The sequence below is a fragment of the Rhodoferax sp. genome, assembly GCF_039922535.1.
Lineage (GTDB): Bacteria > Pseudomonadota > Gammaproteobacteria > Burkholderiales > Burkholderiaceae_C > Rhodoferax_B.
Genome location: NZ_JBDTEM010000446.1, coordinates 1 through 21,868, shown reverse-complemented (window position 1 = coordinate 21,868; position 21,868 = coordinate 1). Strand labels below are relative to the sequence as shown.

Genomic DNA, 21,868 nt, shown 5'->3' with positions numbered 1-21,868 from the left:
AGGTAGGGCAAAAATAGTGGCGCATTGGCGCGGGCACTGGACGACACCTGGGCGGCAGCGGCCAGCAGCGCGGCTTCGTTTTCAAAGCGCAGCAGCTTGGTGGCCCAGCTGACGGCGCTGGCGGCGGACAGCATCACCGACATCTGGTGCCAGCGGTTCGGCAGAGCGTGGCAAAACGCGTGCACCGCCTGGGCCGGGTTGGGCCGAAAAGTGTCGGTAGCCAGAAACACCACGCCGGAGGTGCCCAGCGACACAAAGCCTTGGCCCGGCGACACCACACCCATGCCCACGGCGCTGGCCGCATTGTCGCCACCGCCACCGGCCACCGGCAGACCCGCACGCAGGCCCCACCGTGTGGCGATGTGGGCCGACAAGCCGGCGGAGACTTCGCTACCCTCGACCACGCGGGGCATGTAAGACGCGTCCAGTCCAGAAGCCGCCAGCAACTTGGGCGACCAGCGGCGTGCACCCACATCCAGCCACAGGGTGCCGGAGGCATCGGAACAGTCGGTCACGGCCTCGCCGGTCATCAGCAAGCGCAGATAGTCCTTGGGCAGCAGCACACGGGCGGTTTGCTTGAATATCTCGGGCTCATGCTCGCGCAGCCACCACAGTTTGGGGGCGGTGAAGCCGGGCATGGCCAGGTTGCCGGTGATGTCGGCCACCTCAGGCACAGCTGCGGTCAGGGCCACACAGGCCGCGCCGCTGCGGCCATCGTTCCACAGAATCGCCGGGCGCAACACCTTGTCTTGCGCGTCCAGCAGCACCGCTCCGTGCATCTGGCCCGACAGACCGATGGCGCGCACGGCAGACAGGTCGGCGCGGTGGCTGGCTGCCAGCTGGTCCATCACCGATTCCAGCGCGCGCCACCAGCTGTGCGGGTCTTGTTCAGACCACAGGGGCTGGGGCTGCTGCACGGTAAGCTGCGCATGCGCCACGGCCACCACGCGGTGGTCGTCGGCCAGCAGCAGGGCCTTGAGTTCAGAGGTACCGAGGTCGAGTCCTAAATACATGGGGGTTCTTTTCAGTGCTTGTTGCCGAAACGGGCTTCAGCCTGGCGGCGGAAGTCTTTGGGGGTCATGCCTTTGATTTGCATGAAGCGGCGGTTGAAGTTGGCGACATTGTTGAAACCCACGTCGTAGCAGACGTTGTTGATGTAGCGGTCAGTTTCCATCAGCAACTGGCAGGCACGGTTGATGCGCAGGCGGTTCACAAAGTCGGTAAAGGTGTTGCCGGTGGCGCGGCGAAAATAGCGGGAGAACTGGCTTTCGGTCATGCCCACGCGCTCGGCCACTTCACCCATGGTGAACTGCTCGGCACTGTGTTCAGTCAGGTAGCTGACGATGCCGCTGATTTGCGCCAGCGAGGCATCGTCGTCAAAGCTTTGCATTTGCACGGTAGACAGCAGCCGGTAGTCGGTGCAACGGGCCAGACGGTCCAACAGCATCAAGAATTCGCCATACCGCGCCATGCCGTGGCTGCTTTTAATCCGCACCAGGGCATCGCGGGTCACCTCGCTCATGTCAAAAAATTCAATACCGTGGCGGGCCCGCTCCAGCAAAGGCAGCACGCTGTGCAGCTCGGCCACTTCGGCCCCTGCCTGGCGCAGCGGCGCTTCCGAAAACTGCAGGACCATGTCGCGCAGGTGGACCACTTCGTCCGGGCCGTCGCTGCTGATCCAGTTGTGCGGCAGGCGTGGACCGGTCAGCACCAGATTGCCGGGCTCGAAGTGGCCGATGTAGTCCCCCACAAACAGCTTGCCCCGGGTCTCGACGATCAGGTGCAATTCACATTCTTCGTGCTGGTGCCAGCGCACCAGCGGCGTGGGAATACCGTGCTCCAGATAGCGCAAGCTGCCAGGCAATTCCAGCGGCTCGTAGCCCAGAGTCAAATGGCGGCCCAGGTCGTGTTCCAGCTCTGGTTCGCGGTCCCGTTGTCGCAGGCTGGCCATGGTCATCTCCTTGTTACCCCGTGACATTACCACCGTCCAAGGTAAACACTTAGACGGTGGCGGTCATTACGCTTTCTGGATGAACTGGTTTACTTGCAGCGTGGCTTTTTGCAGTGCAGCGACCAGGCGCGGATCACCGGCCAGCTCGGCCCAAAACGACACGCTACCCGCCAGCGCCACGACCGGATCTGCGGCATCGCACATGGCATGCGCTACAGCAGGGTCCATCGCCTGGTCTTGGTAGACATAGGACAGTTCACCCCGGTGCCAGCGCTGCAGGAAGGCCAAAAATAGCGCGGGCAACACGGCCACCGCGTCGATGCTGCGGCCCTGCGCCAAGCACTCGCGCACGGTAGGAGCGATAAAGCCTGGCATCTTGGAAAAGCCATCGGCGGCCACCCTCTGATTGGTATCCAAAATCGCCGCATTCCCGAACCGGTCCAGCACCGTATCGCGGTAGGCAGGCAAATCCAGCGGACACGGATGCTCCGGCGTATCCAAACAAGGAATCACGTCATCGGTCACATAGTCATAGGCCATCTTGCGGATACGCGCATCGTGCGTCCCTTCGTGGATGTAGGTATAGCCCGCCAGCGTCCCGGCCCAGGCAATACAGCTGTGCGTCGCATTGAGCAGGCGGATCTTGGCCTCTTCAAACGCCGCCACCGATGCCACCATCTGCACCCCCACCGCCTCCCAGGCAGGGCGGCCATTGCAGAAGTTGTCTTCAATCACCCACTGGATGAAGGATTCACCCATGATGGCAGCCCCGTCGTCCCAACCCGTCGCCGCCAGCACCCGGCCCCGCAGCTCGGGCGCAGGGCGCGGTGTGATGCGGTCCACCATGGCGTTGGGGCAGGTGGTGTTCGCCAGCACCCAGGCGTGCAGTGCCGTGTCGCCCACCAACGCGATGAAGGACAGCAGCCCCTTGCGCACGCGGTCGCCGTTGTGGCGCAGGTTGTCGCAGTTCAGCAGCGTCACCTTGCCACCGCCGCTGGCCCTGCGCGCTCGCAGGATGGCAGTCAGGGCTGCGTAGATGCAGCTACCGGGCTGGCCTTGCTTGGCCCGCTGCAGATCAGCGGCCAGGTCGGGGGCAGCCAGGTCCAGCTGGTCGTGGGCATCCAGGTAGTAACCGGCCTCAGTGACGGTGAACGAGATGATGCGGGTGTTGGCATCGGCCCCTACTTTGATCAGCCCGGCCAGACTGGGCTCGTACGGCACGATCTGGCGGATGGATTCAATCTTCTCGTAGCTGCGCTCATCCGCCGGGGTCACGGTCTCCAGCGTATAGGCACCGCCCTGGGCGGCCAGCGCCGCCATAGTCTCGGGCATGTCAGGGCGGGTATTGCCCCCGGCCAGCGACCACTGGGTATCCCCCGAGGCGCGCAGCTTGTGCATGTAAACGGCCTGGTGGGCGCGGTGGAACGAGCCCACGCCCAGGTGCAGCATCACCAATTGTTCAGAAGCGGACATGGCGTTGGGCTCCTCAGGACAGTGCGACCGTGCGGCCGGCGCTGTCAAAGCAATGCAAGGTGTTCAGATCGAACTCCAGCGTCACCGGGTCGCCAATCTGCAAGGTGGTGCGTTCGGCCTGGCGGGAGATCATCTGCGTGCCCATCACGTCCACGTGGATCAGGGTGTCGGCCCCCAGGGCTTCGATCAGCTCCACCTTGCCGGGTACACCGGCACTGCCCACCGGCAAGACCCGCACGCCTTCGGGGCGTACGCCGATCAGGCCGTCTTGGGGCACCCGGCCTGCCGCCTGGCCCGCCAAGGCCCCAAACTGCGACAGCTGGGCGGCCTTGACGATGTTCATCGACGGCATGCCGATGAACTGGGCCACAAACTGGTTGGCCGGTTTGTCGTACAGCTCCAGCGGTGCGCCGACCTGCTCGATGGCACCGTCGCGCAGCACCACCACGCGGTCGGCCAGGGTCATGGCCTCCACCTGGTCGTGGGTCACGTAGATGGTGGTGACCCCCAGGGCGCGGTGCAGTTTGTGGATTTCCACCCGGGTTTGGCCACGCAGGGCCGCATCCAGGTTGGACAGGGGTTCGTCAAACAAAAAGATCTTGGGCGCCCGCACGATGGCGCGGCCAATCGCCACACGCTGGCGCTGGCCACCGGAGAGCTCTTTGGGGGTGCGTTTGAGGTAGGCGGTGAGGTTGAGCTTCTCGGCAGCGGCCTCCACCTTCTTCTTGATCTCGTCGGGGGCCACCTTGGCCAGCTTCAGGGCGAAAGACATGTTGTCAAACACCGTCATGTGCGGGTACAGGGCATAGCTTTGGAACACCATGGCCAGCTCGCGCTGGCTGGACGGCAGGTGGGTGATGTCTTTGCCGTCCACGTGCAGGCTGCCGCCGTCGGTGGACTCCAGCCCGGCGATCATGCGCAGCAGGGTGGACTTGCCGCAGCCGGAGGGGCCGACGAAGACGATGAACTCGTTTTTGTTGATATCGAGGTCGATACCCTTGATGGCGCGGTGCTCGCCAAAGAATTTCTCAACACCACGGAGTTGTAAGAATGACATGATGGTTCCTTGAATGGGGGGCCAGGGCCGACGCACGGCCCTGGAAAAAACCTAAGACCTAAGAGTTACTTGACAGCGCCGAAGGTGAGGCCTTGGACCAACTGCTTCTGGCTGAACCAGCCAAACACAATGATGGGTCCGATGGCCATCAGCGAGGCGGCCGACAACTTGGCCCAGAACAAGCCTTCCGGGCTGGAGTACGAGGCGATCAGCGAGGCCAGCGTGCCGGCGTTGGCCGAGGTCAGGTTCAAGGCCCAGAAGGCTTCGTTCCACGACAGCACCAGGCACAGCAGGCCGGTAGAGGCGATACCGCCCATGCACAAAGGCAGAATCACCCAGCGGAACTCTTCCCACACGGTGGCACCGTCCAGGCGCACGGCTTCCAGAATGTCCTTGGGGACTTCCTTGAAGGCGCTGTACAGCATCCAGACCATGATGGGCAGGTTGGACAGGGTGAAGACGATGACCAGGGCGGTCAGCGAGTCCAGCATGCCCACGGTCTGCGCCATCACGTACACCGGCACCAGGGCGCCCACGGCGGGCATCATCTTGGTCGATAGCATCCACAGCAGGATGTCGCGGGTTCTCTTGGTGGGGAAGAAGGCCATGGAGTAGGCGGCCGGCACGGCAATCAGGATGCCCAGAATGGTCGAGCCCAGGCTGGTGATCAGCGAGTTCTTGGCAAACAGCAGGTAGTTGCTGCGCTCTTGCACTTCGGCAAAGCTGGCCAGCGTGGGCGAGAAGAACAGGTGCCCGGCAATCGCCTGGCCCTCGGTCTTGAACGCGGTGATGCCGACCCAGAACAGCGGGAAGAACAGAAACAGCGCAATGCCCCAGGAGAACACGGTGCGCCACAGCGGGAAGGGAGGTTGTTTCATCATGGTGGTGGTCCGGTTCAGTCCAGGTTCTTGCCGACGAGCTTGACCAGGAAGATGGAGGCGATGTTGGCCAGAATGACCGCAAACAAGCCCCCGGCCGAGGCCACACCCACGTCAAAGTTCATCAGCGCTTGCTTGAAGATCAAGAAGGCCAGGTTGGTGCTGTCGTTGCCGGGTCCACCACCGGTGGTGGTGAAGATTTCGGCAAACACGCTGAGCAAGAAGATCATCTCGATCATGATCACCACGGCGATGGAGCGGCCCATGTGGGGTAGCACGAGGTAGTAGAACTTGTCCAGACCAGTGGCGCCGTCCATGCCGGCAGCGTCCATTTGCTCGCGGTCCAGCGATTGCAGCGAGGTGATGAAGATCAGGCAGGCAAACGGCAGCCATTGCCACGACAGCATGATGATCACCGACAGCAGGGGGAAGTCGGTCATCCAGTCGATGGGGGTGAGGCCAAAGAACTGCCAGACGTGTGCCATGACCCCGTAGATCGGGTTCATCATCATGTGCTTCCACAGCAGGGCGTTGACGGTGGGCATGACGAAGAAGGGCGAGATCAGCAGCACGCACACGATGCCTTGGCCGGGGAAGGGCTCATTGACCAGCACGGCCAGGCCTATGCCCAGTACCACGGTGATGACCACCACCGAGCCCAGCAGTTGCAGGGTGTGCAGCACCGACGGCCAGAAGTCCGGGTCGGTGATGAAGTAGCGAAAGTTCTCCAGGCCGACGAAGCCGGTTTGGTCGGGCTGCATCAGGTTGTAGTGGATGACGGAGAAGTACAGCGTCATCACCAGGGGAACGATCATCCACAGAAACAAGGTGACGATCGACGGTGCCATCAGGGCACGCGGGAGAAAACGGTTCATGGTGTAGCTTTCAAGAGCGGGCCTACAACCCTGGCCCTTGGGGGGAGCCGTGGTTGAAGCCCATTTTTCGGATTCCCTGCGGTCCAGCGGAACGAAGTTGCCAGGTCTGAAACGCATCAGCCAACAACCCCGCCAGGCGTACACAGCGCAAGCCGGTCCATGGAGCTGTGGGGAGCAGCGGCTTGGGTCGCCACCCCTCCACGCACCCGATCAGCGCTTTACTTCTTGTAGTAACCGCCCTTGGTCATTTCACGCTCGGCAGCGGTTTGCGATGTCTTCAAAGCCGCATCGACCGTGACCTTGCCCGCCAAGGCTGCGCTCATTTGCTGGCCCACCGCAATGCCGATCGCCTGGAACTCAGGAATCGCGGCGTACTGCACGCCCACATACGGCGACTTGGGCAAAGTGCTGTCGTTGGGGTTGGCGCTGTTGATGGCCTTGAGCTCTTCGGTGGCGAACTTGGCCACCTTCTGGAACTCGGGGTTGGCGTAGGTGGACTTGCGCGTACCGGTGGGCACGGCGTTCCAGCCTTCTTCTTTGGCCACCAGGTTCACGTAGTCTTTGGAGGTCGCCCAGGTGATGAACTTCTGTGCCGCTTCAGGCTTCTTGCTGGAGGCAGGCACGGCCAGGTTCCACGACCACAGCCAGTTGGCACCCTTGGGCGTTACCGCGACAGGTGCCTGGGTGAAGGCCATCTTGTCGGCCACTTTGGACTGCTTGGGGTCGCTCACGAACGAAGCGGCAATGGTGGCATCGATCCACACGCCGCATTTGCCTTCGTTCATCAAAGCCAGGTTTTCGTTGAAGCTGTTGGCCGAAGCGCCGGGAGGGCCGTACTTCTTCATCAGGTCCACATACTGGTTGATGGCATCGTGCCAAGGCTTGGTGTCGATTTGTGGCTTCCAAGCCATGTCAAACCACTGACCGCCGTAGGTGTTGACCATGGTGCTCAGGAATGCCATGTTGTCGCCCCAGCCCGGCTTGCCGCGCAGGCACAGGCCGTACACGCCCTTGGCCGGGTCGTTGATCTTGGCCACGATATTGGCCATTTCCGCCCAGGTGGGGTTGGCAGGCATGGTCAGGCCGGCAGCCTTGACCAGGTCGGCACGGTACATGGTCATCGAGCTTTCGCCGTAGAACGGGGCGGCGTACAACTTGCCATTCATCGACAGACCGTCGCGGATGGCCGGCAGCATGTCGTCGATGTCGTAGGCGGCATCGGTCACGATAGGCGCCAACCAGCCCTTTTTGGACCAGATTGGGGCCTCGTACAGGCCAATGGTCATCACGTCAAACTGGCCGCCCTTGGTGGCGATGTCGGTGGTGACGCGCTGGCGCAGCACGCCTTCTTCCATCGTGACCCATTTGACCTTGATGTCGGGATTGGCGGCTTCAAAGTGCTTGGTCAACTTTTGCATCGTGATCATGTGGCCGTTGTTCACGGTGGCAATGACCAGTTCGGTGGCGGCCAATGCGCTGGCCGAAGCAAACATCGCGGTGACCAAGGCAGCGCAGTATTTCAATTTCATGGAGTGTCTCCTGAGGTTTTAGACAAATTCCGCAAGCACATGCGATGCACTTGATCGGTGCCGCAATCGTAGGAGTACGCACTCGCAAACAACAATACCCAAAGGGCTAGTTCTTGTACTTTGATGCGACAGAAGTCTAGTAAAAACCCTTATTTCCTAGATAAAAGTATCTGGATTTGCAGCTTGTACGGCAGCAAGCCGCACCAGATTGGCGCAAATACCGGTCGCCCCAACCACGGCCGCCACCGTCAGTGTCGGCGTAGTCCTTAGAAGAAAAGAGGCTTTTACGCATATTCCACCTGCGCAACCAGCTACACATTAAATAGCAAACGGAGTGGCACGCCAAGTTAGCCATCTGTAGCAGCCGTGCATCCGCAGTGGCTTCCCCGCACCCACAAAAAAGCCCCCGCAAACCGTGGTGCACGGCCTGCGGGGGCTCATTGAGAGACGGGTGAGCGGCTTACAGGCGGCTCAGCAACTCGGCCTTTTTGGTGGCGAACTCTTGCGGGGTCAAGATGCCCTTAGCCTGCAAGGCCGCCATTTTTTCGATACTGGCAAAAACGTCGCCCGCGTTGGCGGAGCCCGCGTTGTTGACGTTGTTGTTGTAGCTGCTGTCGTTGTTGCTGTTGAAAGCCGGGGCCGCCATCGGCGACGGGGCGGGCATGGGTGCCATCGGGGCCATGCCGTTGATGCTGACCACCGGCAACTGCGAAATGTTCACGTAGCCGTACTGGCTGCTGAACTGGGGGGCGTAGCCGCTGCTCTGCTGCGACACACCGCCAATACTGTGGTCCAGCGTGTCGTACACGGTGACCTGGCCGCCCACGTCAATCGCCAAACGCCGGGCCTGTGCAAAGTAGGCGTAACGCATGTCGTTTTGCCCGCCGGTGCTGTTGGGGAAACGCAGGTCGGAACCCCACCAGTCCGGCGGGGCGGGGGCAAACAAGCTGTTGCCGCCGCTTGACGCGTGGGAGCTATTGGAATTATTCGAACCGTTGTATTGGGTGCTGCCGTTCTGGCTTTGGCTCTGGAAGCTGCCGCTGCGCATCAGATCGGGCTGGTTGCTGATCAAACGCGCCAGCTCGCTGCACAGGTTATCGACCCGGCTTTTGAGGTAGCCGTTGAACATGTCGCCAATCATGGTCATGCCGCCCGACATCCACTGTCCGCCGCCGCCAAATTCAGGGTGGCTGAACTGCGCCATGCTGCCGTTGCCGTTGATGACCGACTCCAGCATGGATTCCACCGCGTTGGTGCTGAAGCCTTGGCGTTGGGCAATGTCGTTGACGGCCTGCTGGCCTGCGGGGGAGAGTTGACGCATAAAAGTAACCTGAAGAGTGAGGACTTCCGCAGCGCCCTCTGTGCCGCCCGTTGGGCGCACAAAGGGACTTGCGTAAATCCTGAGAGTGCAATAGTGGAAACCACTAAGGCAATGACTCTAACAGTGCAAGCGTGCAATAAGGTGACGAAAAGACTACAGCCTCATGCCCTCTGGGCATAACCCTCCAGCACATTCACCGTATTGGTCCCCAGCGCATCCACCGCGTAGCCCCCCTCGAACACAAACACCGTGGGCAGACCCGCCGCCGCCAAGTCTTCGCCCACCCGGAAATAGTCTTCACTGCGCAGCTGAAAGCCCGAAATTGGGTCGCCCTCGAAGGTGTCCAACCCCAGCGATACCACCAGCGCCTGTGCCCCACTCTGCGCAATCCGCTGCAAGGCCAGCGCCAACGCCTCGCGCCAACGCGCAAAGCCAGTGCCGCGTGGCAGCGGCAGGTTCAGGTTGGCCCCCAGCCCCGCGCCCTGCCCGACCTCATCCGCGTAACCCAGGTAAAACGGGTATTCGGTATGCGGGTCGCCGTGCACGCTGGCAAAAAACACGTCGGCCCGGTCGTAAAAAATAGCCTGCGTGCCGTTGCCGTGGTGGTAGTCGATGTCCAGCACCGCGACCCGCTCGGCCCCCGCGTCGCGCAGCGCCTGGGCGGCAATGGCCGCGTTGTTCAAGAAGCAGTAGCCGCCAAAAAAGTCCGCCCCCGCGTGGTGGCCCGGCGGGCGGCTCAAGGAAAAAGCGCTGCGCGCACCACCGCTGACCTGCTGGGCGGCGGTCACCGCACAGCAGGCCCCGGCGTAGGCCGCCGCCCAGGTGCCGGATGTGAGCGGCGTGCCCGCGTCATACGAGAACAGCCCCATCCGCGCCGAAAAATTAGCGGGCAACACGTCGCTGCGAAAGCTGCGCACCGGCCACACCGAGGGCAACGCATCGCGCTCGGCGTTCAAAGGGTCCAGCGCCATCCACTCAGCCCAGGCCCCGGCCAGAAAATCCAGGTAGCGGGTGCTGTGGATGCGCTGGATCGGGCCCAGCCCGCAGTCCTGCGGTGCCAGCACCTCGCCGAGCTGGCGGCGCTGCAACTCTTGCAGTACATCGTCGGCCCGGGCGGGCACCTCAAAGCAAGGCACCAGTTGGCCCCGGAACATTTCAAGCTTGCCCTGGTGCAGGGCGTGGTGGTGGTTGTAGACGGTGATCATGCGGAATTTCTCTCGGTGCGGTGGAGCCCAAAGTATGCCGCCAGGCGGCAGAAATAGCTTTGCTTTATCACCCCGCCCAGCGCTACCATGCGCACTGAAAACAGTGTTTTAAGGCTATCTATGGGTACGATCAACTCCACGCACGCACTAGACAGCACAGACCGCACTATTTTGCGGCTCATGCAAAAAGACGGCACCCTGTCCACACCGCAGCTGGCCGAGCAGGTGGCGCTCAGCGTCACGCCCTGCTGGCGCAGGCTGAAACGACTGGAAGACCAGGGCTTCATCACCGGCTACCAGGCCACCCTGGACCGCCGCAAACTCGGGCTGGACATCCTGGCCTTTGTGCAAGTGACCTTTAATGTCGTCACCGACGCATCGGTACAAGGCTTTGAAGCGCGCATCCAGCAGCACCCCGAGGTGCTGAGCTGCCACAAGGTCACCGGCCAGGCCGACTACCTGCTGCAGGTGGTGGCCCCCAGCCTGGATGCCTACAGCGACTTTGTGGAAAACGTGCTGCGCAGCCTGCCGGGCGTGAGCCTGATCCACTCCAGCCTGGCACTGCGGGAGATCAAGGCCTCCAGCCAGTTGCCCGTAGCCGACGCGGAAATTTAAAGAAAAAAGGCCTCCAGCGCAGGCAGCACCTGCGCTGACAGCTATTTTTTAAATAGCAAAAATACCTTAATGGTAGAAACCCAGCACCATCGCTCCGGCGGTGATCAGAACGCAGGCCAGGCCGCGGCGCAGGGTTAGCGGCTCACCCAGAAACAGCGCGCCGATCAGCGCGGCAAACAGCACCGAGGTCTCGCGCAGCGCCGACACCGTGCCCATGGGCGCACGCGCCACGGCCCAAATCACGATGCCATACGACGCCAGCGACATGACTCCACCGCCCAAACCCGTCCACACAGCGCGCGCCCCCAGTTTGCGCGGCCAGGCACGGTGCTGGACCCAGTACAACAGCAGCATGGCCAGGCTGTCCAGCACAAACAACCAGCCCGCATAGGCCAGCGCATCGCCCGCCGCCCGCGCGCCCAGCCCATCGACCACGGTGTAGGCGGCGATGAAAGCCCCGGTGGTCACCGCCGTCAGCGGCCCGTCCAGCGGCATGCCCCGGCGCAGCTCCGCCAGGCTGAAGATGCCAACCGAGATCAACACCACGCCCAGCCACACCCACAGCCCCATGTGCTCGCCCACAAACAGCGCCGCGCCGATGGACACCAGCATGGGCGACGAGCCGCGCGCGATCGGGTACGACTGGCCAAAGTCGCCCACCTTGTAGGCCCGCACCAGAAACACGTTGTAGAGCACGTGCAAGGCCACGCCCAGCGCCACATACACCCAGCTGGCCGGCAGCGGAAACGGCCGCAGCAGCGCCAGCGGCAAGCCACCCAGACCCGCCCCCACCATCATCAGCGTCAGCACCGCCTTGCGGTCGGTACTGGCAGTGCTTTTCAGCAGCGCATTCCAGCTGGCATGGCAGAGCGCGGCGCAGAGGACGAGGAGGATGACGGAGGGAGTCATACGGCCGAGAGGTTTGCCAATTTTTGCAATGTGGCTTCCAGGTCGCTCAAACGGCTTTGCGCCACGGCGTCGCCCGGCAAATGCCCTGGCAAGGCATCCCGAAACCGACGGTTGGCCATCAGCAATGTGAACTGTGCAGCCAAATAAGTCTGTAAAGACGGCGGCGACTGCAGGCATTCATCCACCAGACTGCCACGTCCATCTACGACCCCCAGGATGTCACCCATATCGTGACTAACTTTCATGGACTCGGGTGCAGAGCACCCCGAGCCATGAAAGTTGTTTCACGCTGAACAGGTAGTCGCCCGCGCCCCGGCCGTGAAAGGCCTCCAGCTTCGTAGCAATAAATACCGGTGCCTGGATCACGCGGATCACAAGCCCGCTGGGCAGTGCCAAAGCTTGGGCTGTACGGACGCACAGGGTATACCAGCGGTTGGCGAAATCCAGAGTCTCGGGCTTGCTGGGCATGACATCCACCGTAACGCCCTCCACTTGCCAGCGGCAGATGGGTGCAGCGGGCGCATGTCTTGCACAAAACCCAGCGCACGCAACGCCTTTTCAATGCGGTGGTAGCCCGACAAAGCCAGCACCTCGGCCACGATGTCCACGTCTTCTGTCGGACGAATGGAAGGCTGGGCCGGGTCGGTCACCAGCAAACCAGCAACCGCGCCGCCCACAAAGGCAAACTGGCTGCATAGCACCTCGCCCAGCCTGCGGGCTACCAACTCCAGCATCACCACGTTCGGGTCATTCGGGTTGAACATCAAGCGGCCCAGCGTTGGTCCAGCGCGGCAATGGCCAGCGCACGCTCGCGCAGGCTACCGCCGCGCACGGCATCCACCAAGACCAGCAGTTCGTACAACGCTGGGTTGGCCAATGCGGCTTCGGGCACGGTAGGGTATAGCGGGTAAAACGCAGCCCCCCGCACTGTGCCCAGCTTGTGCGGCCACACAGGTGGAGGCTCATTAGGCTGAACGACCAGCGCCTTCATAGGTGCAGCGGCATAGCTGGTGGGCACGCCCCGCGTCATTTCACCCCGCGTGGCCGGAAAGCAATAGCGCGCCCCATGCTGCACAAAAAGCCGCAGTGGTTCTAGTAAAACCGCAGGGCGTCCGGCAGCGTCCTTGCGCGCCAATTGCGCCACCACCGCCCGCTCGACGCCCGCATGGATTTCGGATGCCGTCAGCTTAAGTTCACCGGCTAACGCGGCGTACGTGGGTACGGCATCGCTGTCCAGCGAGAGGCGCAAAAGCACCACCAGGTCTTGCGGGCGCAGGACGATTTGCGGGTTGGTTTTAGAGCGGTACATGGACATATTCTAGAGAGTCATTCGCCATTTGCAAATGGCGAATGACTCCGGTTTTGGCCATACCCATCAACAATGTACGTAGCCAGTGTCGCGCCATCAGGACGAACGGTGTACAGGACCAGAGCGATGGCCGAAGGGATCATCCCCAAGACCGCGCCAGCAACTCGTCCAAAGCATCGGCGATGGTCTGGCCCTGGTCGGCCAACGAGCCGATGTGCTCGCCCGACCATTTCAAACACCGGGTTCATGCGCGAATCCACAGTCGGAGGATTAACCAGTAAGGCAGGGCATGGCAGCTGTCAAATTGCGAGAGCGGCACCAGCGCCGCGAAAGAAATGTCGGCCCACAATGCCTTCTTGCTGAGATTCTCTTCAGACTGGGCCATCAGAACACGATCAAAGCGTGGAGTGCTCGTCGGCAAATGAACCGACTGCCACGTGCACTGCATCCCAGTCCGCCGCATAGGTATCTGCGATCTGTCGGTGCATGCGGTGTGCCTGCTGCCCGCGCTCCACAAATTCGGACTGCAAAGCCCCCTTGGTAGTGGGCTGGTTGCTTGTATAGGGCAAGCCCCAGACCTTAATTACATTTGGCGAAAGTACTGATAGCGAATTGCGCAACTGCCTTAACACCACTAATTCGTAAATATATAATAACCCAGGCGAGTAAAATATTAACTTTTCAATCCAGAGGCTAGTTCTATTTTATTAACCATAGAGCTAAGCCGAGGTCCATCATAGTCGAAATTATTAAAATACCCCATCATCTTTTGAAGTTTTGAAGCTCTTCCATTGATTTGATCAGCCTTTTCCGCTACCACCTGATTATTTAAATCAGAAAGTACCTCATCTTTTCTCTCTCCATTTTCGTCAGCCAACACCAAACCAATTTCCAAAAGAATACCCATTCGGGTCTCAATAAAATCCAAACCACCCGGCAAACCTCTCAAATAATGCATCACATCGCTTGCTGCTGTGGATCCATTTTTCAGGGAAATAAAAAGACTCTTATTAATTGTTCGCAGCACAATAAGCAAAGCAATCAGTGGCGCAAACAAATAATTATTCTCAGGCGTTTGATCCATAACGACCTGAAGACGAGCAATGCAACGCTCTCTAGTCCTCAGCGACAACTCAGTCACGTCCGCGATCGCAGAAAAGAATTCAACAAAATGTTTTCTGTCATACCTTAACTCGGAATTTGATCGTTTTGCAAAAATCTCATCAAGATTAAATATTTTGAAAAGCAACTCCGTAAAAGCCTCCCCTTTGATCACAGGAAGCATATATTCAATATCAATGAAGCGTCTCAAGTATTCTTGGGCATTAATTTTTTCGCCGTAAACAGCTGCCGTACTTGCTTCAAGCTGAGACTTATCAACAGACAATACAAACACAATGTTTTGTACATCAAAAAGGTGCTTGATACGCTCTAACATTTCAATGGCAAACGTGGGGCGGCAACGATCCAATTCGTCCAAGAAGAAGACCAAAGTCTCCTTCTTTCCAGCCCTTTTCAACTGAGCGACTGCAGCTTCAAGCTCCTCTCGAAACTTAGCCAGCGCCTCGGTCTCTTTTTGGAATGCATCTACTGCGTCACCCGCTAGTCCCCCGGCCACTTCTGCAGCCACAGCTTCGATATCCTTTTCAAGGTCAAGTGCCCCCAAAGTGACGGCTTTTGCTGCAGCAATAGCACCACGTTTGGCAACTGCAGAAGTAATTTTTTTGACCGTCTTCAGGTGCGATCTAAAAGCAGATTCTGCTTCTCCTGTGCCCAAGGAAAGACGATCAACAGAGGACACCAGCGCAACAAGTGGATCTGTCACGTAGTCAACCTGCCACGCGTTGAAGTAAATGCACTGGAACTCCTGCTGTTCCAGGGTGGCTTTCAGCATCTTGACGAGTGTGGTTTTACCTGTCCCCCAGGGAGAGTCCAGTGCAAGAACGAAAGGCCCTTGCAGCTTGCCAATGAGGCTGGCCAAAAATTCCACGAGTGGTTTCCGCCCTAGGCCATCATTCAAAAATGGGGATTCTGGTGGAACTTCCAGCTCTGCAATTCGATATGTCATTTCAAGACCTGACTGATGATTAAAAAGGGCATCCAGCGCACATTAAATGTGCGCCAGAAGCTACATTTTTCATAGCAACCACCTACCGCGCCAACACCGCCTTCAGCGCCACGCCCGTCGCCGTCCCCAACGCCACCACCGTCTCCGGCGGTGCCGCCGCCACAATCCGTCCACCGCCATTCCCGCCATCCGGCCCCAGGTCAATCACCCAGTCCGCCTCGGCGATCACATCCAGGTCGTGCTCGATGACGACCACGCTGTGGCCGCCGTCTACCAGGCGGTGCAGCACGCGGATCAGCTTTTCCACGTCGGCCATGTGCAGGCCCACGGTGGGTTCGTCCAGCACGTACAAGGTGTGCGGGGCTTTTTGGCCGCGTTTGGTGATGTCGTCGCGCACCTTGGCCAGTTCGGTGACCAGCTTGATGCGCTGGGCCTCGCCGCCGCTCAGCGTGGGCGAGGGCTGGCCGATGGTCAGGTAGCCCAGGCCCACGTCTTTCAGCAGTTGCAGCGGGTAGGCGATGACGGGCATCACTTTGAAAAAGTCCACCGCTTCGTCCACCTCCATTTGCAGCACGTCGCCAATGCTTTTGCCGCGCCAGGTGACGGTCAGCGTCTCGGGGTTAAAGCGCGCACCGTGGCAGGTTTCGCACTTCACCTTCACGTCGGGCATGAAGCTCATGGCGATGGTGCGCAGGCCCTGGCCTTCGCAGCTGGGGCAGCGGCCTTCGCCGGTGTTGAACGAGAAGCGCGCCGGGCCGTAGCCACGCGCGCGGGCTTCCAGCGTCTCGGCAAACAGCTTGCGGATGGTGTCCCAAAAGCCGATGTAGGTGGCGGGGCAGCTGCGCGGGGTTTTGCCGATGGGGGTTTGGTCCACTTCCAGCACGCGGTCGATGGCGGCGAAGCCTGCCACGTCGGCACAGCCCAGCCAGGGCGCGTGTTGGCCTGCGGCCCAGCTCTCGCGTCCGGCTTTGGTACTGCGTTGGACCACCGCCGCCTGCACGTTGGCCAGCAGCACGTCGCGCGCCAGCGTGGACTTGCCGGAGCCGCTGACCCCGGTGATGGCCACCAGGCGCTTCAGGGGCACGTGGGCGGTAACGTTTTGCAGGTTGTGCATGGTGGCGCCGGTGACGACCAGCCATTGCAAGGGCTCCGCCACTGCGACCGCTTCGGGCTCGGCAGCCGCCTTCTTTTTGGCCGCTGCTTTGCTCTTGGCCGTGGCGGCCACGTAGGGCAGATCGGCCACGGGTAGCGCCACCGCTGCCGGGTCAAACGCGTCCACGGCGCGTCGCGCTTGCAGCGGGTGGCGCATGGCGTGCAGCAGGTAGCGGCCCGTCACGGACTCTGCCGCGTCCGAAATATCGGTCACGCTGCCCTGCGCCACCAGCCGCCCGCCGCGCTTGCCTGCGCTGGGCCCTATGTCGATGATGTGGTCGGCGCGGCGGATGGTGTCTTCGTCGTGCTCCACCACCACCAGGGTATTGCCCTTGCTGCTGAGGGTGTGCAGGGCGTTGAGCAGGATGTGGTTGTCACGGGCGTGCAGGCCGATGGTGGGCTCGTCCAGGATGTAGCAGACCCCTTGCAGATTGCTGCCCAACTGCGCGGCCAGGCGGATGCGCTGGGCCTCGCCGCCGCTCAAGGTGGGCGCGCCCCGGTCCAGCGTCAGGTAGCCCAGGCCGACCTCTTCCAGAAACTCCAGGCGGCTCTGGATTTCAGGCACCAGGTCGCGGGCGATATCGGTTTCGCGCTGGCTCATTTCACCCGCGACTTGCAGGGCCTGTACCCACTTGCGGATATCGCTGACGCTTAGGCGGGCCAGGTCGGTGATGCCGACATTGGCAAAGCGCACGGCGCGGGCCGTGGCGTTCAGCCGCGTGCCCTGGCAGGTCGGGCAAGCCACGTCGTGCAGATCTTCGACCTCGGGCTCGGCAAAGGTTTGCTCGCGGCCTCCGGTGTCTTCCGCGCGCACCGAGTCGTCGAACACGGCCCGCTGGTCGCGGGTGAGCTTCACGCCCGTGCCCACGCAGTCGGGGCACCAGCCGTGCTTGCTGTTGTAGCTGAACAGGCGCGGGTCCAGCTCGGCATAGCTGGTGCTGCACACCGGGCAGGCGCGCTTAGTCGAAAACACCACCACTTTGCCGATGTGCGCGGTGGGTTCGCCCGCATCCATGGCGGCCTTGAGCCCGTCAATGCCCACCAGCACATGCACCACGCCTTTGCCATGCTCCAGCGCCGTCATCAGCCCCTCGCGCAGGCGCACTTCGCTGCCAGGATTGACATCGAGGCTCAGCACCGGCAACTCAACGGTGTGCTCCTTGAAGCGGTCGATGCGCGGGAAGTTGGTGGTCGGCAAAAAGTCGCCGTCCACCCGCAGGTGGGTGTAGTTGCGCGGCCGCGCCCAGTCGGCCAGCTCGGTGTACACGCCCTTGCGGTTCAGCACCAGCGGGGCCATCAGGCCGATGTGCTGGCCACGGAAGGTTTTGAGCAACTGCGCGGCAATGCTGTCCGGCGTTTGCGGCTGTACCGCTGTGCCGTCATGGATGCAGTGCTGCGTGCCCAGCTTGACGTAGAGCAAGCGCAGAAAGTGCCACACCTCGGTGGTAGTGCCCACGGTGGACTTGCGCCCGCCGCGGCTCAGGCGCTGCTCGATGGCCACGGTGGGCGGAATGCCGTAGACGGCATCCACCTCGGGCCGGCCCGCGGGCTGGACGATGCTGCGGGCGTAGGCGTTGAGCGATTCCAGATAGCGGCGCTGGCCCTCGTTGAACAAAATGTCGAAGGCCAGCGTGGACTTGCCCGAGCCGCTGACGCCGGTCACCACATTGAACTGGCCGCGCGGAATCTCCACGCTGAGGGATTTGAGGTTGTGCTCCTTGGCGTTGACGATTTGTATGGTGTTTTTGGCCGTTGACGCGTGTTGCGCCTGCGCTAGCAGCTTCTTATTTAATAGCAAACCGCCTTTCTCACGCGCCACCTGCGGGCCTAGCCCCAAGGTGGATTCGTACTCGCGCAGGGCCGCACCGGTGTGCGATGTGGGGTGGTGGCGCACGTCCTCGGGCTTGCCCTCGGCCACGACCAGGCCGCCGCCGTAGCCGCCCTCGGGGCCCATGTCGATCAGCCAGTCGCTGGCGCGAATCACGTCCAGGTTGTGCTCGATCACCACCAGCGAATGGCCCGCGTCCAGCAGCTTGCGCAGGGCCCGCATCAGCTTGGCGATGTCGTCAAAGTGCAGGCCGGTGGTCGGCTCGTCGAACAAAAACAGCGTGCCTTTTTTGGCCAGCGGCTGGCGGCCACTGCTTTTGGCGGCCTCGGCCAGGAATCCGGCTAATTTGAGGCGCTGGGCTTCGCCGCCCGACAGCGTGGGCACGGGCTGGCCCAGCTTCACGTATTCCAAACCCACATCCAAAATCGGCTGCAGCGCCCGTAGTACATCGCGGTCACCGTCAAAAATAAGAGCAGCCTCGGCGACGGTCAAATCCAGCACATCGGCCACGTTGAGCTGTACCAGGCGCGCGTCGGCGGCCGAGCGGCGCTCGATGGTGATCTCTAGCACTTCGGGGCGGTAGCGTTTGCCGTCGCAGTCCGGGCAGCGCAGGTATACGTCGCTCAAAAACTGCATTTCCACGTGCTCGAAGCCCGAGCCGCCGCAGGTGGGGCACCGGCCATCGCCGCTGTTGAAGCTGAACTTGCTGGCGGTGTAGCCGCGCTGGCGTGACGCGGGCGCGTTGGCAAATATCTCGCGGATGGCATCCCAGGCGCCCACGTAGCTGGCGGGGTTGGAGCGGGCGGTTTTGCCGATGGGCGACTGGTCGACAAACACCACGTCGCTCAAAAAATCTGCGCCCAGCAGGCGGTCATGCAGGCCGGGCGTATCGGTGGCTTTGCCAAAGTGGCGCAGCAGGGCCGGGGCCAGCACGTCCTGGATCAGGGTGGACTTGCCGGAGCCACTGACACCGGTGATGCACACCAGGCGCTGCAAGGGGAATTCGACCGACACGTTTTGCAGGTTGTGCTCGCGCGCGCCCTCCAGCACCAGGCGGGGCGTGCTGTCGGTCACCAGTTTTTTGAAGCCCATGCCGATGGTCTTGCGGCCACCGAGGTAGGCACCGGTCAGGGTATCGGCACGGCGCAGGTCATCGGTCGTGCCGTCAAACACGATTTGCCCACCGCGCGCGCCGGGGCCGGGGCCCATGTCGATCATGCGGTCTGCCGCCAGCATCACGGCCGGGTCGTGCTCCACCACCACCAAGGTGTTGCCCGCGTCGCGCAGGCGCTGCATGGCTTCGATGATGCGGTGCATGTCGCGCGGGTGCAGGCCGATGCTGGGCTCGTCCAGCACAAACAGCGTGTTGACCAGCGAGGTGCCCAGCGCCGTGGTGAGGTTGATACGCTGCACCTCACCACCGCTGAGGGTGCGGCTCTGCCGGTCTAGCGTCAGGTAGCCAATGCCCACATCGCACAGGTATTTGAGGCGGGTGGTGATTTCGTCCAGCAGCAGCTTCAGCGCTTGCATGTCACCCGTTTGGCCGCTGCGGTCACCGCGCACCATGCGGTCGGCTTGCAGATCAAAGAAGCGGCGCAGGCGGTCGATGGGCAGCAGCATCAGGTCGTGCAGGCAGAGGCCGGGCAAGGCCTCCAACTGGACGCGGCTCCACGACACGCCCTGGGGCAGGTGGCGTTTGACGGGCTCCAGCACCGTGTTGGCATCGTCCACGCTGCCAAGCCGCCACAGCAGGCTCTCGGTCTTCAAGCGCGCGCCTTCGCAGGCCGGGCAGGTGGTGTAGCTGCGGTACTTGGACAGCAGCACCCGGATGTGCATCTTGTAGGACTTGGTTTCCAGGTACTCGAAGAAGCGCTTCACGCCAAACCAGTGCTGGTTCCACTTGCCGTTCCAGTTGGGCGATCCGTTGATCACCCAATGCTGGTGCTCGGGGGTGAGCTTGTAGTACGGCGTATCGCGCGGAATGCCCGCCGCCTCGGCGTGGCGCATCAGGTCGTCCTGGCACTCTTGCCAGGCGGGGGTCTGCATGGGCTTGATCGCGCCGGAGCGCAGGGTCAACTTGTCATTGGGAATGACCAGGCCGTAGTCCACGCCAATCACACGGCCAAAGCCCTTGCAGGTCTCGCACGCGCCCACGGGCGAGTTGAAGGAGAACATCGAAGGAATCGGGTCGGTGTAGCGGATGTCGCTCTCGGCGCAGTGCAGGCCGGTGGAGAACTTCCATAACAGGGGTTCCACGGTCTCATCGGCGGACAGCACGTAGACATTGACCCGGCCGCCACCGCGCTTAAGGGCGACTTCAATCGCCTCCAATGCACGGGATTTCTCCGCCCCGGCAATGCGAAAGCGGTCGGCCACCACGTCCAGCACCTTGCGCGTAGTCGGGGCTGCGACAGCCCTCTTGCTGGTTTTGACAGGGGTGGCGGGTGCATCCACGGCCACTTCGCGCTCGGCCTGTACCCGGGTGAAGCCGCTGGCCGACAGCCACTGGGCCACTTCTTCAGCGCTGGTGTTGCCGGGTAGCTCGACCGGGAAGGTCAGGACCAAACGGGGGTCTTGCGCCGCAGCCGCACGTTCGCACAGCTCGGCGTAGATGGTTTCCGCCGTGTCGTGCCGCACGGGCTGGGCCGTGACCCGGTCAAACAACGCCCCGGCACGGGCGTACAGCAGCTTCAGATGGTCGTTCAGCTCGGTCATGGTGCCGACGGTGGAGCGGCTGGAGCGCACCGGGTTGGTCTGGTCGATGGCAATCGCCGGGGGCACGCCCTCCACCTTGTCTACGGCGGGTTTGTCCATACGGTCCAGGAACTGGCGCGCGTAGGCCGAGAAAGTCTCAACGTAACGGCGCTGCCCTTCGGCAAACAGGGTGTCGAACACCAGGCTGGACTTGCCAGACCCGCTGGGGCCGGTCACCACCGTGAGCTCGCCGGTGCGGATATCCAGGTCCAAATTTTGGAGGTTGTGCTGGCGCGCTCCGCGGATGCGGATGGTTCCCTGGGTCATATTGGTGCTGCTCTGGTGGGTGAGGCGGACGATTGTAGGGAGCGTCTGCGCCTCGGCAGAACCAAGGGGTATTCGGGATTTTGCAGGGCGTAAAAAAACCTGCCGGACGTTAGCCCGGCAGGTTTTCAGGGAAAGAAACCGCTTAGTCGTTGGCGTAAATGTCCACGTCCTTGGTTTCCTTGATGAACAGCATGCCGATCACAAAGGTCGCCGCAGCGATCACCACGGGGTACCACAGACCGTAGAAGATGTCGCCCGTCGCCGCCACCATGGCGAACGCGGTGGTCGGCAGCAAGCCGCCGAACCAGCCATTGCCAATGTGGTACGGCAAGGACATCGAGGTATAGCGGATGCGGGTGGGGAACATTTCGACCAGCATGGCGGCGATGGGGCCGTAGACCATGGTCACCAGAATCACCAGGTAGACCAGGATCAGCAGCACCATGGGCTTGTTCATCGCGGCGTTGTCGGCCTTGACGGTCAAACCAGCGGCCTTCGCCGTATCCACCACGCTCTTGCGGAAAGCGTCGATCTCTTTCTTGCTGTCGGCCGAGAAGGCATCGCGCTTGTCGTTCAGCGCGCCGGTGACCGACGCGATCTCCTTGTCGCCCAGCTTGATGTTGGCAACGCTGCCCGGAGCACCGTTCACATTGGTGTAAGGGATGTAGTTCTGCGTC

Annotated in this window: 18 protein-coding genes; 1 reads left to right on the top strand and 17 read right to left on the bottom strand. The window is 61.7% G+C overall.

Annotation, left to right across the window (positions count from 1 at the left end; genetic code table 11):
- The 9 genes from xylB to ABI213_RS21210 all read right to left on the bottom strand — a co-directional run.
- Positions 1-1,013, bottom strand: a 1,013-nt coding sequence (gene xylB / locus ABI213_RS21250) for a xylulokinase (RefSeq protein ID WP_348028561.1), incomplete at its 3' end; no start/stop codon positions are given.
- An 11-nt stretch (positions 1,014-1,024) separates the two neighbouring features.
- Entirely contained in the window at positions 1,025-1,957 is a 933-nt protein-coding gene (locus tag ABI213_RS21245) for an AraC family transcriptional regulator (RefSeq protein ID WP_348008378.1), read from the bottom strand.
- Between the two features lie 60 nt (positions 1,958-2,017).
- Complete coding sequence (gene dalD / locus ABI213_RS21240; RefSeq protein ID WP_348028559.1) at positions 2,018-3,424, bottom strand: D-arabinitol 4-dehydrogenase; 1,407 nt, start codon at positions 3,422-3,424, stop codon at positions 2,018-2,020.
- A 13-nt stretch (positions 3,425-3,437) separates the two neighbouring features.
- The gene (gene ugpC, locus ABI213_RS21235; protein WP_348028557.1) at positions 3,438-4,481 is read right to left on the bottom strand and encodes a sn-glycerol-3-phosphate ABC transporter ATP-binding protein UgpC; all 1,044 of its coding nucleotides are present in this window, start codon (positions 4,479-4,481) and stop codon (positions 3,438-3,440) included.
- A 65-nt stretch (positions 4,482-4,546) separates the two neighbouring features.
- Entirely contained in the window at positions 4,547-5,359 is an 813-nt protein-coding gene (locus ABI213_RS21230; RefSeq protein WP_348028563.1) for a carbohydrate ABC transporter permease, read from the bottom strand.
- Between the two features lie 17 nt (positions 5,360-5,376).
- Positions 5,377-6,234: a sugar ABC transporter permease gene (locus ABI213_RS21225; RefSeq protein WP_348028555.1), complete on the bottom strand. Its 858-nt coding sequence runs from the start codon at positions 6,232-6,234 to the stop codon at positions 5,377-5,379.
- Between the two features lie 218 nt (positions 6,235-6,452).
- A complete protein-coding gene (locus ABI213_RS21220; RefSeq protein ID WP_348028553.1) occupies positions 6,453-7,763 on the bottom strand; it encodes a sugar ABC transporter substrate-binding protein in 1,311 nt (436 codons plus the stop codon).
- A gap of 460 nt (positions 7,764-8,223) precedes the next feature.
- The gene (locus tag ABI213_RS21215; RefSeq protein WP_348028551.1) at positions 8,224-9,084 is read right to left on the bottom strand and encodes an SHOCT domain-containing protein; all 861 of its coding nucleotides are present in this window, start codon (positions 9,082-9,084) and stop codon (positions 8,224-8,226) included.
- Positions 9,085-9,245: 161 nt separating this feature from the next.
- Positions 9,246-10,289, bottom strand: a complete 1,044-nt coding sequence (locus ABI213_RS21210) for a histone deacetylase family protein (RefSeq protein WP_348007873.1) — start codon at positions 10,287-10,289, stop codon at positions 9,246-9,248.
- Between the two features lie 120 nt (positions 10,290-10,409).
- Here ABI213_RS21210 and ABI213_RS21205 point away from each other — a divergent pair, with 120 nt between their 5' ends.
- Positions 10,410-10,904, top strand: coding sequence for an Lrp/AsnC family transcriptional regulator (locus ABI213_RS21205; RefSeq protein ID WP_348007872.1), 495 nt, complete (start codon positions 10,410-10,412; stop codon positions 10,902-10,904).
- A 66-nt stretch (positions 10,905-10,970) separates the two neighbouring features.
- Here ABI213_RS21205 and ABI213_RS21200 read toward each other — a convergent pair whose 3' ends face one another.
- From ABI213_RS21200 to ABI213_RS21165, 8 genes are all read right to left on the bottom strand, one after another.
- Entirely contained in the window at positions 10,971-11,813 is an 843-nt protein-coding gene (locus ABI213_RS21200) for a DMT family transporter (RefSeq protein WP_348007871.1), read from the bottom strand.
- Positions 11,810-12,058 carry a hypothetical protein gene (locus ABI213_RS21195; protein ID WP_348007870.1) on the bottom strand — a complete coding sequence of 83 codons (249 nt, stop codon included), beginning with the start codon at positions 12,056-12,058 and terminating at the stop codon, positions 11,810-11,812. Before ABI213_RS21195 ends, ABI213_RS21200 begins: the two co-directional genes overlap by 4 nt.
- A gap of 126 nt (positions 12,059-12,184) precedes the next feature.
- Positions 12,185-12,577, bottom strand: a complete 393-nt coding sequence (locus ABI213_RS21190; protein ID WP_348007869.1) for a hypothetical protein — start codon at positions 12,575-12,577, stop codon at positions 12,185-12,187.
- Positions 12,577-13,122 (bottom strand): hypothetical protein, encoded by a 546-nt coding sequence (locus ABI213_RS21185; RefSeq protein ID WP_348007868.1) that lies wholly within the window; start codon positions 13,120-13,122, stop codon positions 12,577-12,579. Before ABI213_RS21185 ends, ABI213_RS21190 begins: the two co-directional genes overlap by 1 nt.
- Before the next feature lie 395 nt (positions 13,123-13,517).
- Positions 13,518-13,691 carry a hypothetical protein gene (locus ABI213_RS21180; protein ID WP_348007866.1) on the bottom strand — a complete coding sequence of 58 codons (174 nt, stop codon included), beginning with the start codon at positions 13,689-13,691 and terminating at the stop codon, positions 13,518-13,520.
- A gap of 104 nt (positions 13,692-13,795) precedes the next feature.
- On the bottom strand, positions 13,796-15,190 hold the full coding sequence (locus ABI213_RS21175; RefSeq protein ID WP_348007865.1) for a P-loop NTPase fold protein: 1,395 nt from the start codon (positions 15,188-15,190) through the stop codon (positions 13,796-13,798).
- An 82-nt stretch (positions 15,191-15,272) separates the two neighbouring features.
- A complete protein-coding gene (gene uvrA, locus ABI213_RS21170) occupies positions 15,273-21,191 on the bottom strand; it encodes an excinuclease ABC subunit UvrA (protein WP_348007864.1) in 5,919 nt (1,972 codons plus the stop codon).
- 142 nt (positions 21,192-21,333) lie between these two features.
- Positions 21,334-21,868: MFS transporter (locus tag ABI213_RS21165; RefSeq protein ID WP_348028549.1), on the bottom strand; the 535-nt coding region annotated here is incomplete at its 5' end.

Coding starts and splice junctions, on each gene's coding strand:
- ABI213_RS21245 (WP_348008378.1), bottom strand. CDS start 1,957: ATGACCATGGCCAGCCTGCGACAACGGGACCGCGAACCAGAGCTGGAA.
- dalD (WP_348028559.1), bottom strand. CDS start 3,424: ATGTCCGCTTCTGAACAATTGGTGATGCTGCACCTGGGCGTGGGCTCG.
- ugpC (WP_348028557.1), bottom strand. CDS start 4,481: ATGTCATTCTTACAACTCCGTGGTGTTGAGAAATTCTTTGGCGAGCAC.
- ABI213_RS21230 (WP_348028563.1), bottom strand. CDS start 5,359: ATGAAACAACCTCCCTTCCCGCTGTGGCGCACCGTGTTCTCCTGGGGC.
- ABI213_RS21225 (WP_348028555.1), bottom strand. CDS start 6,234: ATGAACCGTTTTCTCCCGCGTGCCCTGATGGCACCGTCGATCGTCACC.
- ABI213_RS21220 (WP_348028553.1), bottom strand. CDS start 7,763: ATGAAATTGAAATACTGCGCTGCCTTGGTCACCGCGATGTTTGCTTCG.
- ABI213_RS21215 (WP_348028551.1), bottom strand. CDS start 9,084: ATGCGTCAACTCTCCCCCGCAGGCCAGCAGGCCGTCAACGACATTGCC.
- ABI213_RS21210 (WP_348007873.1), bottom strand. CDS start 10,289: ATGATCACCGTCTACAACCACCACCACGCCCTGCACCAGGGCAAGCTT.
- ABI213_RS21205 (WP_348007872.1), top strand. CDS start 10,410: ATGGGTACGATCAACTCCACGCACGCACTAGACAGCACAGACCGCACT.
- ABI213_RS21200 (WP_348007871.1), bottom strand. CDS start 11,813: ATGACTCCCTCCGTCATCCTCCTCGTCCTCTGCGCCGCGCTCTGCCAT.
- ABI213_RS21195 (WP_348007870.1), bottom strand. CDS start 12,058: ATGAAAGTTAGTCACGATATGGGTGACATCCTGGGGGTCGTAGATGGA.
- ABI213_RS21190 (WP_348007869.1), bottom strand. CDS start 12,577: ATGTTCAACCCGAATGACCCGAACGTGGTGATGCTGGAGTTGGTAGCC.
- ABI213_RS21185 (WP_348007868.1), bottom strand. CDS start 13,122: ATGTACCGCTCTAAAACCAACCCGCAAATCGTCCTGCGCCCGCAAGAC.
- ABI213_RS21175 (WP_348007865.1), bottom strand. CDS start 15,190: ATGACATATCGAATTGCAGAGCTGGAAGTTCCACCAGAATCCCCATTT.
- uvrA (WP_348007864.1), bottom strand. CDS start 21,191: ATGACCCAGGGAACCATCCGCATCCGCGGAGCGCGCCAGCACAACCTC.